Below are 12,523 nucleotides of genomic sequence, written 5' to 3'. Positions count from 1 at the left end.
CCGCCCCCCTCGAGGATCGAATCCACCAACAGCTTTGAGCGCGTCTGCGTGGGCCGCTTGCGCGGTGTCAGCGACGGCTCAATCGGGGGCATCGGTCTGCACAAACTGAGTGGGGCGGCGGGTCATTCTTCTCAATTCCACCTATGCAAAAGGAAATCGTGACTACGGGAAACCGTATCGTCAACCCGGCGACGGGTCTATTTGAAAACACCTTCGGGATCGGGACATACGTGCTGGGGGATACGAAGGTTCCCGGTTTGGTGCGTGCCGATGGGCAAGCAATCAATCTGTCGGATCTCTACCGGGATACCCACGAGATCTTTGAGGACTGGGACCGGAATTTTGACGCGCTGGTCGATCTGGTCGATAACCGGTCGCGCGGATTTCGAGTATGCGCAGGCGAAACCCCTCAAGCCGCTGGATTATCCGATGCACAAAAGAGTCTATGACGCGATCCCTGAGGCCAAGTGCGTGATCCATGCGCATTCCTTCAACACCATCGGTGTCTCGATGCAAAAACAAGGGCTGGTGCGCAACAATCAATGGGCGATCTGGATTGGTGAGGTTGCCTATCACGACTATGAGGGCTTTCTGACCGGCCCGAATGAAGCGAAAAAGCTGGTGGCCTGCTTCAAGCAAAGCCAAGTGACCTTGCTGCGGGGGCACGGCATGATTGTTTGGGGGCATTCGGTGAAAGAGGCGTATTTTCTGGCCTATATGTTGAACCGCGCCTGTTCGGTGCGGATCGCCAGTGGCACGGGGCCTGGCGGCCTTGAGCCCTATCTCATCGACCAAGAGATCATCGACCGCGCCGCCAAAGAGGCCAAGGGCACCTGGAGCCGCGCCACCCCGTTCAGCGCCGGTCCTTGGCAGGCCCAGTTGCGCAAGGCGCGGCGTCAGTTTCCGGGTTTCGACAGTTGATCAAAACCCATTGGACCTCACCATTGGAAAGGTCGGCGGTATCACCGCCGGCCTTTTTGATGTCATTTGAGGGTCTTGAGGATCGGATCGTGCATTCGGTCACAAGACCAACGCCGCGCGATCTTACCGCTCTTGCGCAAGGATTTCGGGCGCGTCAATCGCGGCTTGTGCCACGGCAGCCTGCCAGGTCGCGATCAGATCTGCACCTCCGGGAACGCGACCGTCGAAACCGGCGATCACGTTGGCCATCACGCGATCCGACAATTCCGCCAAGCCCTCGCTCGACAGCGTTGTGATGGTGTGCCCGTCCATGGCTGCAACGCGGTCGCGGGCGCCGTTTTCCCAGCCGTCAACGATCGCACCCGTTCTGGCCGCTTCGTCGCAGCCGGAATTCGCCCGCAGAACCTCTTGCGCTTCGGGCGACAGAGCTTCGAACCGCGCGCGGCTCATGAAGGCGATCCCGGTGGCACCGCCAAGCGGGGCGATCAGGTGATCGGTCGTAACCTCTTGCAGGTTGAAGGCGGGGAAGGCGGTCCAGGACATGAATGTGCCGTCGGCCGTGCCGCGCTGAAGTGCCTGATATTGCTCTGGAAGCTGGATCGACAGGGGCGTTCCGCCATAGGCCTGAACGATGCCCGCCGCGATGGGGCTGCCGGTCATGATTTTCATGCCGGCAAGGTCTTCCATGCTGGTCAGCGGTTCACCATTCAGATGCGCGCCCACCTGCGGGAAGGGCACATACAGCAGCGGGATATAATTCTCCCATTCTGCGCCGAAGTCGCCATTTTCATACAGGCGGCAAAAGGCCATCGCCGCCGCCGCCGAGCTTTCGGTCATCAGCGGCATGGTTGACACCAGAGACCGCGGGAAGTTGCCGGGCTGGTAGACCGCAAGGCCCCAGGTGATCTGCACGACGTCATCAATCAGCCGGTCAACAAAATTGTCCGGGGTGATGATCATGCGCCCATGACGCATTTCGATGTTCAGGGCGTCACCACCCTGCGCGTTCACCCGCTCGGCCCAGGGCGTAAAGATCATGCGGACCACTGGAGCTTCGGCGCTATTGCCGGTGCCGAATGCCAGGGTTTCCGCAGTCGCAGCAAATGGGGTCATCAGGGCTGTCGCCGCCATCAGGCCGGCTATCAGTGTCGTTTTCATGGTGTTCCTCCCAGAAGTAGAAAATCTTTGTGCGTTGAGTTTAACGGCAACCGGATCGTTCGCATATTTGATTGATTGAATTGGATCTATCGATTCCGCGAATACCTGAGCGTTACACTTTTCAAGTGCAGGGGCTTGGCACGGGCGCGTGTGATCATCGCCGCGCCGCCAAGCCCAATTGCCTGTGTCAGTAGCTTTCCAGATCCTGACTGATCGACACGCTGCCCGAAAACCGTGCCTGAATGCGGGCGGCATACTCGGGGGCGGTCTTTGGCGTGGCAACGCCCGGCGGCAGATGCGTGGCGACCACATGGCTGGCCCCTGCGCCTTCGGCCAGGTCCGCCAATTGCTCGGCGGTGATGTGATGGTCCGAAATGTGGGTTTGGATTTTGGCGATGTGAGCTGCGGACTGGTTCGGATTTGCCGCCCGGATTCGACCCATGATCAACTCGATATCCATCATTTCGCCGATGACAAGATCGACGCCCTTCGCCAAGGCTTCGACCGCCTTGCAGGGCCCGGTATCGCCGGTAAAAAGAACGCTGCGATCCGCCAGATCAAAGCGCAAGGACAGAGACAGCGGGCCGGGCGTGCCCAGTTCAGCCTCGGGACGGTAATGCGTGTTTTCGCAACAGGTCACGGTCAAGCCGTCAAGCGTGACGGTGTCGGTGGGGGTGATTTCCCGCACAGACACAAAGTCGCTGATCTTTGGCAGCGCCTGACCCGGCACGCCAAAGCCGATCTCATTCGGTCCGCTGCTGGCCGCGACGATCCCATCGACGATCGCCTTGGTGCCGGGAGGGCCGTAGATCGTCAACGGCGTCTTGCGCATCGTCATCATGTTGACGCCAAGCAGCGCAAACAAGCCGCCGATATGGTCGAAATGGTGATGCGACAGGAAAACACGGTTCACAGAGCGGTAATCGACACCCGCGCGGATCAACTGTCCAACGGCACCATCGCCACAATCAATCAAGATGGGTTCTTCACCATGCATCAATACATGCGCGGGTTGCGCGCGCTGGGGATTTGGCACGGGTCCGCCAGCGGTCCCCAATGTGGTGAAGGTGGAGGGTTTAGGGGCCATGGAGCAATCCTTGTGTTTGAAACTTGGCGGCGCGAACACGAGGCGCGCATGTTGAGTTGTCCAAACAGTAGCAGATCAATCATCATCACAAAAATTGCTTGTATCAATATGAGGTATCGATGTTCTCCATGATGTTTCCAAATGTCCGATCTGAAACGGATTAGGTGAATTCAGCAGGTTGTGGTTCTGTTCGGTTGCGAAACAAAACGGAGATCAGGATGGCCTGCTGGCCGAGATCAACCGCCACCCGGTCGCGGCCGCGCGCTTCGCGGCAGGACGCGACGTGCAGCCGACTGCCGGTGTGATCGACAGCCAGAGCGTGAAAACCTCTGAAAACATCTCCCTTTCCGGCGACGATGCCCCCTCTCACACACGCAAGCCTGTGTTGCCGGGCAATGGGCAAGCGGATCAAAGGTCGAAAACGCCAAATCCTCACTGATAGAAGCCCAGTCGGGTTGGGTCGCACGGTTTGACACATCATCTGCCGTCCACGGGTAGATTTGCCGCTCAAGGTCAGTGTCAGAAAGGCTTGGCGGCCGATTGGAAAATCCGACATTCCCGTCATCGCCCGAAACCATCGTTCCGACCGCGCACGATCGGCTCTGAGGCGCGGCCAAGGGCCTGATATCATCCCTCGACCAGCGTCCAGAAGCCGTATTTGCGACCATGTTTTTGCTTCAGCGCCTCGACGAAGCGCTCATGTGTCGGAAAGCCGTGATACTTTTCAATGTGGGGGTGGCTGGCCGCGCATTCGGCGAGATGGCCGGCGGCATAGCGGTAGCGCTTTGATTTCGCACCGTTCAGCGTGTCCTCGATCATCGCGCGGCGCAGGAGAGTTGCGGCCAGCGGGTGCCCTGCGTCTAGCGCATCCGCCGCCGCCGTGAGCGTATCGTAGGAATTCCCGTCGAGATCCTTGGCCCGCGACAGGACAACGGCTGCGGCACGCGCAGGGGCGGGCCAGCCGATGAGGAAGTTCAGCGCGGCGCCCAGATGCGGGTGTGTTTCCGCCAGATCCAGCGCCTTTTCCTCGGCCTCGATATCGTCGAAGTCCGGCAGGAGTTTCAGATAGGCGCGCAGGCTGCGGTCGCTGAGGGTTTGCGCGAAACTGTCCCACAGATGGGCCTTCAGGTCATCCGTCTTGCCCAGCCGTTCAAGGCACTCCTCGTAGACGGCATCGAGATCGTGGCGGAACATGCGGAACGGTTTTCCGTCCTCGGCGGCCTTTGCGCCCATGATGATCTTGTAAGCCTCGTCGACACGATCCGCGTCCAGCAAGCGGCGCGCGACGTCGGGGGCGATGGTGCCATAGGTCAATTGCTCGGCCGAATAGCGCGCCATATAGGCGTCAACGTCGCCTTGGGCGTCGGCCACATCCGCAAGGATGATCGAGGATGTCAGCTGCTTGTTGCGCAGCACAGCGTCCTCGGGCGCGGAAGAGAGCCCGTAACCCCGATAGCGCTCCAGGTCCTGCGCGCTTGGCGGGGCGGCTTCCCAAGCCTTGGTGATCGTCTTGAGATGCTCCAGCCCCTCAGCGCCCAAGGCATCCGCGGTGGCCGGGATGATGCCGTCGAATTCGCCATAGCCGGCATCGGTCACCGCCTCGAGAATGCGCTCGGCCAGAGATTTGGCGTCAAGGCTGATCTTGGGGGACAGGTGCTCGATCCTGTCCACGGCCTCGCCAAAAACATCGCCGATCACGCCGTTGCTATCGTCCGTGCGCTCATAAATCGACGGGGCCAGCAGCAGGAAAGACCAGAGCAACTCGAAACCCTCAAGCGGGTCTTGTGGTGTTATCACCGTGTCGATCATTGATAGCAGGCCGTTGAGATCCTTGACCAAAGCGCGTTGCTTTTGCCAGTCCACATAACTGGTTGAGCGGCGCAGCGAGGCAAAGCGCTTGCGCAGATCGGCGGCCACGTCTTTGGGGCCTTGCGCGGCACTCAGCTCCATCCGCGCCCGGCGCTGAAGCGCGGCGCTGCCTTGCACGAGGTCCATCACCAGCGCGGCGAGCTTTTCAGGGCCGAGCTTTTCAAGGTTGCTTTGATTGAGCGTCTTCTTTGACATATCAATTAAGTATCCGGTCTTATGGGTCTTGGCGCAGCTTGCCCGTGCGCGGGCGAAACCACAATCGGATTGCTGCTATATCGCGCGAGTCGTCACCGAGCGCCACATGGCGTTGGCTCTGTCACCGGCCAATTCACCTTTTCGCCTGACGAGGGTCGGACCACGGATATCGAGCGCCACACCGAGCTGTGCACCGCTCTCGTGGCCATCGCGCGACCCGATGTGGTGGGCCTTGAGAACCAGGTTCCGTTCAAATGGGTGAGGCCGAATGGCGAAACGGCAACGCATCATTTCGATTTCCGCGTGCTGATCGTCGACGGCTCCCGCCGGGCGACGGGCAAGCCGTTGACCGAACAGGCCAAGGGCAGCAACCGGACCAAATCCACCGTGCGGGTCCGTGTCGAATATGTCTTCGGTGCGCAGGCCAACGACATGGGCGGCACCCTGGTGCGCACGATCGGCCTGGTGTGGGACAAGGCCAAGATCGGGATGAAAAATCTTGTCTACAACATGCGCCGCCTTGCCCAATCGTGTCGCATCACGCCGTGCGCAGCATGAACGCCGGGCAAACCAGCGAGCGGATCAAGCCGCAAGGCCGGAAAAGCCAGATGTGACAGACATTGCGCCGTGACGGACACCGTGCCGTGACAGACCCGGGGCACCAGACTGACAACCGACCTCCTCGGGCGTCACGCCAAACTCACCACCGCGCGGCCACGAAAATGGTTTGTAATCCAGATGCCCACGTTCGGTTCAGGGGCCCGGAACGCTCGGTTCACCTTGTCATGCGGGCAGGGGGCCAAGGTGGCAGGAAACGTAGTTTTGACCTCCTTTCCACGCACCGCACCACGGATGCCGATCACGGCGCGCGCCGGACCGGGCACCCAATTTCGCGCGGCTTGAGGGGGTCTCGCGCCCCAACCGAGGCGCAGACGGGAATGCGTGGGTGCATTGCAGCGCGGGATTTTCACGAAAAAAAGGCACCCCTCGACATAACGCTGAGGGGTGCTGAGGCTGGGAAGTTGGTTTGCAACAGGCTCGGCCATCTGCGCGGCGCGTTTGCCCTGCCAATGACGCCGTGAGCGGCGTCAATGGCCTAGCGGATCATTCCAGAGCGAACGCATCCAATCCGCGAGTGCGACGTTTTGCTCGAACAGTGAATACCCGACGCCACCGCCATAATCGGGCATGTCGATCATATCAGTGGTGATCCACTGCAACGGACTTTTGGTCGAGGTCCGGTGGTGTTCAAACATCTTGCGCACCACATGTTTGCACGGCTCGACACGGTGGGCATGCCACGGGTGATCCCACTCGCCCGGCTTCGGGCGCATGAACGGATACTGACAAGCACGGCCCCAGCGCCCACCCGTGCCAATCATCGAGGTGTTCTTGGGGCCAGACGGCGACACGGGGCGCACCTGAAGCCAGACCACCATATCCTGCGCGATCCATGCGTCGATCACATTGCCCGTTTCATAGGGGTCGATAATCAGCGAACCATCCGCCAGTGCGTCACGAATCCCCGATGCATCCTGTTCCTCTGGGTCTTCGATCTTGAGCAACACATGGCTATGATCAAGGGCGAAGTTAAACGGGATGCCATGCGCGCGGATCTTGTCGGCAATTGGCGTCACCCGGCGAAAATCCTCGGTATACATATAGATATGAACTTCGGTGCAGACCGTGATTCCCATGGCGTCACCGATCTCATGGGCGCGCAGATAGAACTCCACCACCTCGTCATCGGTAACAACATGACCCTTGGCGTGTTCTGTCAGGATCATCAGATTGTGGCATTTCGCCCCGGCGCGCTTTGCCCATTCCAGATTGGTTTTGATCAATCCTTCATCGCGCCCGATCTGATAGGTCCACAACCCGGTGGTCATCGGGATGCCGTATTTGTTGGAGGCGTCCACATAGGCGCGTTCTTCGCCCGGTAGAGGTATTCGATCAAAGTGATCGAATACCCCGCTTTCACGCAGCAACAAAAACTGTTCGTCCACCGAGAGCGGGCGCGTGTGTTGAAGACCGCGACCGTTACACCCCAGTGATATTCCGTTCATTGACATTGCTGCTTCCTTTTTTAGTGCCGGCTTATTCGCCAGCTGCAACCGTTTCTGCGAGCGGGTTCAGTGTCTTGGGCAAGCCAGGCTTGCGGCCACCCAGATGCGAGAAATACAGGTTCAGCATGAACGCCGAGATTGCCGACATCACGATGCCACTGTGGGTGATCGGCGCCAAAAAGGCCGGGGCATGCGAGTAGAAGGTTGGCGACAGCACCGGGATCATGCCCAACACGACGCTCACCCCGACGATGAACAGGTTTCCACGCTCGGCATAGTCCACCTTGGACAAGATCCGGATCCCCGTTGCGCACACCATGCCGAACATAACAATGCCCGCGCCGCCCAGAACGTAGATCGGGATCGACGCCGCAATCACCGCCAGTTTGGGCACCAGACCCAGCATGATCATGATGGCGCCGGCCATCACGCAAACCCAGCGGCTTTTCACCCCGGTTACACCGACCAAGCCGACGTTTTGCGAATAGGACACATAGGGGAAGGTGTTGAAGATACCGCCGATGATCGAGCCCAGGCCATCCACGCGCAGCCCGTCTGCCATGCGCTTTTCATCCATCGGGCGATCGACCATTTCACCAACCGCCAGCAACATGCCTGCCGTCTCGACCATCACGATGACCATAACGATGCTCATCGAGAAAATTGCGCCGATGTTGAAAATCGGAAAACCAAAGTGGAACGGCGTGATAACCGCGAACCAGCTGGCTTCGGCCACGCCCTCGAACTCGACCCGGCCCAAGAACAGCGTGATCGCAAAGCCGCCGGCAAGGCCGATCAGAACGGCGATATTTGAAACAAAACCACGCCCGAACCGGGTTACCGCCAGAATGATCAGCAAGACCAGAATCGACAGGCCCAGAAACTCAAGCGAGCCATATTCAGGGTTGGGCACGCGACTGCGCACACCGTCCACGACTCGCGTGACCATCGGCTGACCGCCGGCCGCCCAGTTGATGCCAATCGGCATGAGGGCTAGTCCGGTCACCGAAATCACCGTGCCGGTAACCACCGGCGGAAAGAACCGGATCATGCGACTGATGAACGGTGCAATGAGCAACACGACGATGCCCGCCCCGATCACCGCGCCATAAATGCCCGGAAGTCCAAGGTTGGGATCATTTGCAAACAGGATCATCGGCGGCACGGAGGCGAAGGTCACCCCCATCATGACGGGAATACGCGCGCCGAAACGCCAAAATCCCATTGATTGGATGATCGAAACAATGCCGGTGACGAACAGGTCAGCACTAATCAGAAACGCGATTTCTTCTTTGGGCAGCCCGATTGCGCCACCGATAATGAGCGGCACGGCAATGGCGCCCGCATACATCACAAGCACATGCTGCAATCCGAGTGCGAAGAGTTGCGGACCGGGTGGAACCTGGTCCGCCGGATGGACGGTTTGTTCGGTAGTCATCGAAGTATCTCCCTGTTTTTCGATGCAAGTGTTGTCTACGTCACTGATTTTAGGTCGCGGTTGATGAACTCCCCGATAAGCGCGGCCAGCGTGTCTGGTTGTTCAAGGGGAATGAGATGGCCGGAATTCTCGATCCCGGCAAAGCGGCCCTTGGGCGCGGTTTTGGCCATTTTCTCGCAAACATCGCGGCGCACAAACGTGCGGTCACCGTTCAATACCAAGGTCGGGCATTGCACGGCGGCAAGCTCGGCCCACAGGTCATCGTCACGAAATGGCCAGCGGGTCAAGAAGAACGGATCATGGCGGCGCAGCAGCGCGCCCTCGGCGGTGGTGGTCACCGAGCCTTGGGCAAAAGCCGCCAGCGCCGCATCGGGTGCGGCGGGGTTGGCCTTGCGCTCCCATGCCAGCAACGCGTCAAAGTCCGCGAATTTATAGGGGCGGGGGAAAACATCCGTCGCAGACGCCTCGAACGAGGGTTCAACATCGACGACAATCAGCCCCGAGGCCGCGTCGGGTTGGTCTGCGGCAACCTGGATCGCCGCCAAGGCGCCCCAAGACGCGCCCATCAGGATGGGCGGCGTGTTGGGGGCAAGTGCGGCCAGAACCGCAGTCAGATCCACAGCGTAGTCGTTCGTGGAATACTGCCGCGCGTCGCTCCAGTCGCTTTGCCCGTGGCCCCGAAAATCCATTGCCACAAGCCGCGCGCGCCCCGCCAGCGCGGCGGCGACACCTTCCCAAAGGAAGGCACCCCCTGTCACGCCATGCATCGCCAAGATCATCGGGCCGTCACCGCCGAAATCGCGGATGTGTATCCGCCCCGCCGCACCGGTGATGAAGCTGGAAGCCGCTTCAGACATCGGTGAATTCCGCCGTCAATTCGTTGAGCCAGCGACGATATTCAACGGTGACGATATCGGCATGACGCACCGGCATCTCCAACCGCGCAAGCTCGCCCGTCAGATCCATCTGGATCGGGGTCTGGCTTTCGATGATGTCCTTGTCCTCATCCAGAACCTTGGCCTCGAAATCCATGAAAAACGCGTCATGCTCGGGCTCGGTGCCGAAATCGCGCGCCTGGAACCAGAAATTGCGCGTCGTGGTGGCATCCACTGGCGAGGAGGCCATGAACAGCACATAGCGATTGTCTTTGGGGAACAAGCGCTTGAGGTGAACGGTATGCGGCATGGTCACATGGTAGACGTTGGTCGGCTCGATCCATTGGTCGTCGATCCCCATCATCTTTTTCTTCTTGGGGTCGCCCGGTTCCTTGACGCCGCTGCGGTCGAAACGCAGCACGTTGTCCTCGCGCCAGACCTTGACCGCATCGACGCGCGGGTTCTCGCGGCTGCCGATGGTGCCGTCATGAACAAAGGCGAAATGCGCGAAATCGACGAAATTCTCCAATCGCCGCGGGGTCGAGGTTTTCCACACATAGACCTCGCCTTGCAGCACGCGGTAGCTGGGGTCATTCAGCTCGGGGAATTTCGGAATGTCGTATTTCGGCGTCTCGGCCAGACAGACCCAAATCATGCCCGAGGCTTCGGCGGCGTGATAGGTCGTCGCGTGACGGTTGAGCGTCGCGGTGACCTCTTCGCGGGCCGGGATGCGCACGCATTTGCCTTCGTCATCGAACTGCCAGCCGTGATAGGGGCATTCGAGCTTGCAATCCAACACCTGACCCAACGACAGCGCTGCGCCCTTGTGCGGGCAGCGGTCATACATGGCGACCACTTTTTCGCCCAGCCGCGCCACCACGACCTTTTCTCCCAGCAGTGTCACGCCCAAGGGTTTGGTGGTGCCAAGCTCATTGGCATAACACACCGGATGCCAGAAATTGCGCAGCGCGCGATAGGTTGGGTTGTCCTCGGGTGCGGGAGATTTGAGGGAAGTATCAAGCATGATTTGCTCCAGTTTTGAAGGGGAGGGGCCACCGGGTGGCTGGCTCTAATTGAAATGCGCGCCGCCGTTGACCAGCAGGCTTTGTCCGGTGATGAATCCCGACATATCGCTCAGCAAAAAGACCGCTGCACCGACCATATCCTCGGGCAATTGCGTGCGCTTGATGCAGCGCTCGCTGACCGTGCGCTCGTTCGCGGCGGTGCCTTGGCGCTCGATGATATCATCGTCGGGGATCAGATCGGGGCAGAGCGAATTGACAATGATTCCATCGCCGCCAATTTCCCGTGCCAAGGCCCGCGACAGGCCGACAATCGCCATTTTCGACGAGACATAATGCAGGAAATTCGGAATGCCCTTGTAGGGGGTGTTCGACGAGATATTGATGATCCGGCCCGCGCCCTGCGTCTTCATATACGGGTAGACCGCGCGGCAGCATTGCCAGGTGCCGCGCACGTTGACCTGATAGCACAGGTCCCATTCGTCGGGCGCAATATCCATAAAGCTGCCGAAACTCGCAGATTTGAAAAAGCCGGCATTGTTGACGATACCGTCGATGCGGCCGAAGGTGTCAAAGGCGGCTTTGGCCATCGCGTCGCAATCGTCTTGCTCCAGCACATTGGCGCGGAAGGCTTTGACCCGGTCACCGGCGCCCCAGCTTTGTACCGTGTCGGAAATATCGCTCAGATCGGCGGCCAACACATTCGCGCCCTCGGTCAGAAACCCCTCGCAATAGGCCTGTCCGATGTTGCCGCCTGCGCCGGTCACAATGATTGTCTTGTCTTTCAGCAATCCCATAGTCGGGCCGCTCCTTTTGTTTCAGATATCCAGGGTCAGTTCGGCGCTTTTGGCGCGGGAAACGCAGATCATCATGGTTTCATTGGTGGCCCGCTCGTCGGGGGTCAGCACTTTGTCGCGGTGGTCGGGTTCGCCCGCCAGAATGGTGGTTTCGCAGGTGCCACAGATCCCCTCGCGACAGGAACACAGCACCGCCAGCCCCTCGGCCTCAAGCGCCTGCAGAATCGAGATCCCTTTGGGCACGGTGATCTTGCGCCCCGAGCGGTTGAGGATCACATCAAAGGCCGCGTCATCGGCTTTAACCTCGACGATGTTCGAGAAATGCTCGGTATGCACGCGGTCTTGCGGCAATTTGGCGGTGGCCTGCGCGAAGGCGTTCATCAAGGGGGTTGGGCCGCAGCAATAAAAATGCGTGCCGGGATCAGAGCTTGCCACAACCTCGGCCACGTCCAGCGGACGGATGCCGGGAATACCGTCATGCACATGCACCAACTCTCCACCCGACCGTGCGGCGAGATCGCGAAGCTCTGTGATGAACGGCGTGCGGGCAACATTGCGGGTGCAGTGATACAGCCGCCAGGGCTGCTTCAATTCGGCCAGACGGCGCACCATCGCGTAGATCGGCGTGATGCCAATACCGCCCGCGATCAGAATGGTCTGCGGCGCGTCCTCGACCAGGGGAAACAGGTTTTTCGGCGCGCTGATCTCCAGAGTATCACCAACCGCAACCGTCTGATGCATAAACGCTGACCCGCCACGGCTGGCCGCATCGAGATTGACGCAGATATGATAATGATCCTCGCCTTGCTGGTTGATGAGCGAATATTGACGGGTGATACCGTTCGGCATTGCCACATCAATATGCGCGCCCGGGGTAAACCGGTCCAGCGACGCGCCGTTGTGGGCGACCAGTTTGAAACTGCGTAGCCCCTCGGCGGGTGCGGTGATCTGTTGAACGACAACTTGCATCGGCGGGCGGGTCTCCTGTGTGACGGGCTGGCTTTGCAAGGAAAAGGTAGATTTATTATTCACCTATACACCAATAGGATTTTCCGATAGGTGTCGTGGTCTGTTGCAGTCCACGGATGGGCCGAA

The 12,523-nt window shown here is 59.7% G+C and carries 11 protein-coding genes and 3 pseudogenes; 4 read left to right on the top strand and 10 right to left on the bottom strand.

From position 1 onward, the window contains the following. Window positions 1–143: 143 nt before the first annotated feature. Both VDQ28_RS17945 and VDQ28_RS17940 read left to right on the top strand, forming a co-directional pair. Window positions 144–449 (top strand): hypothetical protein, encoded by a 306-nt coding sequence (locus VDQ28_RS17945; protein WP_323037227.1) that lies wholly within the window; start codon window positions 144–146, stop codon window positions 447–449. Continuing rightward, window positions 430–921, top strand: coding sequence for a class II aldolase/adducin family protein (locus tag VDQ28_RS17940; protein WP_323037226.1), 492 nt, complete (start codon window positions 430–432; stop codon window positions 919–921). The genes VDQ28_RS17945 and VDQ28_RS17940 overlap by 20 nt, the downstream gene beginning before the upstream one ends. Window positions 922–1,044: 123 nt before the next feature. On the opposite strand, the gene dctP is transcribed toward VDQ28_RS17940, so the two are convergent. Next, on the bottom strand, window positions 1,045–2,079 hold the full coding sequence (dctP, locus tag VDQ28_RS17935; RefSeq protein ID WP_323037225.1) for a TRAP transporter substrate-binding protein DctP: 1,035 nt from the start codon (window positions 2,077–2,079) through the stop codon (window positions 1,045–1,047). 187 nt (window positions 2,080–2,266) lie between these two features. After that, window positions 2,267–3,166, bottom strand: a complete 900-nt coding sequence (locus VDQ28_RS17930) for an MBL fold metallo-hydrolase (protein ID WP_323037224.1) — start codon at window positions 3,164–3,166, stop codon at window positions 2,267–2,269. Window positions 3,167–3,386: 220 nt separating this feature from the next. On the opposite strand from VDQ28_RS17930, the pseudogene VDQ28_RS22665 reads away from it, so the two are divergent. After that, window positions 3,387–3,606 (top strand): annotated as a pseudogene (locus VDQ28_RS22665) (hypothetical protein); the annotation flags it as partial. A gap of 187 nt (window positions 3,607–3,793) precedes the next feature. Here the strand turns inward: VDQ28_RS22665 and VDQ28_RS17920 are convergent. After that, entirely contained in the window at window positions 3,794–5,230 is a 1,437-nt protein-coding gene (locus VDQ28_RS17920) for a DUF6880 family protein (protein WP_323037223.1), read from the bottom strand. Window positions 5,231–5,566: 336 nt separating this feature from the next. Here VDQ28_RS17920 and VDQ28_RS17915 point away from each other — a divergent pair. After that, a pseudogene (locus tag VDQ28_RS17915) lies at window positions 5,567–5,788 on the top strand (IS5/IS1182 family transposase); the annotation flags it as partial. 167 nt (window positions 5,789–5,955) lie between these two features. On the opposite strand, the pseudogene VDQ28_RS17910 reads toward VDQ28_RS17915, so the two are convergent. The 7 genes and pseudogenes from VDQ28_RS17910 to VDQ28_RS17880 all read right to left on the bottom strand — a co-directional run. After that, window positions 5,956–6,090, bottom strand: a pseudogene (locus VDQ28_RS17910) (IS3 family transposase); the annotation flags it as partial. 228 nt (window positions 6,091–6,318) lie between these two features. After that, a complete protein-coding gene (locus tag VDQ28_RS17905) occupies window positions 6,319–7,302 on the bottom strand; it encodes a xylose isomerase (RefSeq protein ID WP_323037222.1) in 984 nt (327 codons plus the stop codon). Between the two features lie 25 nt (window positions 7,303–7,327). Next, a complete protein-coding gene (locus VDQ28_RS17900; RefSeq protein ID WP_323037221.1) occupies window positions 7,328–8,734 on the bottom strand; it encodes a nucleobase:cation symporter-2 family protein in 1,407 nt (468 codons plus the stop codon). A 35-nt stretch (window positions 8,735–8,769) separates the two neighbouring features. Beyond that, window positions 8,770–9,591: an alpha/beta hydrolase gene (locus tag VDQ28_RS17895; RefSeq protein WP_323037220.1), complete on the bottom strand. Its 822-nt coding sequence runs from the start codon at window positions 9,589–9,591 to the stop codon at window positions 8,770–8,772. Continuing rightward, complete coding sequence (locus tag VDQ28_RS17890) at window positions 9,584–10,633, bottom strand: aromatic ring-hydroxylating dioxygenase subunit alpha (protein ID WP_323037219.1); 1,050 nt, start codon at window positions 10,631–10,633, stop codon at window positions 9,584–9,586. Before VDQ28_RS17890 ends, VDQ28_RS17895 begins: the two co-directional genes overlap by 8 nt. A 45-nt stretch (window positions 10,634–10,678) precedes the next feature. After that, complete coding sequence (locus VDQ28_RS17885; RefSeq protein WP_323037218.1) at window positions 10,679–11,428, bottom strand: SDR family oxidoreductase; 750 nt, start codon at window positions 11,426–11,428, stop codon at window positions 10,679–10,681. Window positions 11,429–11,449: 21 nt separating this feature from the next. Beyond that, entirely contained in the window at window positions 11,450–12,397 is a 948-nt protein-coding gene (locus VDQ28_RS17880) for a PDR/VanB family oxidoreductase (RefSeq protein ID WP_323037217.1), read from the bottom strand. Between the last annotated feature and the right edge of the window lie 126 nt (window positions 12,398–12,523).

The organism is Pararhodobacter sp. (assembly GCF_034676545.1).
GTDB lineage: Bacteria > Pseudomonadota > Alphaproteobacteria > Rhodobacterales > Rhodobacteraceae > Pararhodobacter.
Note: the sequence above shows the minus strand (reverse complement) of the source record. Positions and strands in the feature narration are given on the sequence as shown.